Raw genomic sequence first — 246 nt, forward strand, 5'->3', positions numbered from 1 at the left:
CGGGCCACCCAGTACTCCGGAGATCCCTTGCCCGAGCCCATACGCACTTCGGCGGGCTTTGTCGAGACCGGAAGATCCGGAAAAATACGAATCCAGACGCGTCCAGCACGCTTCATCGCGCGCGTGAAGCGTTGGCTCTTGGCGCTGCGAAGCTTCCGATCAAGACGAAGTTCGTGACCCGAATCGGAGAGGCATAAGATGAGCAAGGCAACAAAGCCGGCTGATCTGCGTGCGAAATCCGTTGAT

General features: G+C 58.5%; 2 pseudogenes. One reads left to right on the forward strand and one right to left on the reverse strand.

What is annotated here, in order from left to right:
* A pseudogene (locus KUA11_RS17310) lies at nucleotides 1-128 on the reverse strand (ribosomal protein L16); the annotation flags it as partial.
* Here KUA11_RS17310 and rplP point away from each other — a divergent pair.
* A pseudogene (gene rplP, locus KUA11_RS17315) lies at nucleotides 120-197 on the forward strand (50S ribosomal protein L16); the annotation flags it as partial. The pseudogenes KUA11_RS17310 and rplP overlap by 9 nt on opposite strands.
* Nucleotides 198-246: the final 49 nt, after the last annotated feature.

Source organism: Acetobacter estunensis (assembly GCF_019083805.1).
Taxonomy (GTDB): Bacteria; Pseudomonadota; Alphaproteobacteria; order Acetobacterales; family Acetobacteraceae; genus Acetobacter; species Acetobacter estunensis_A.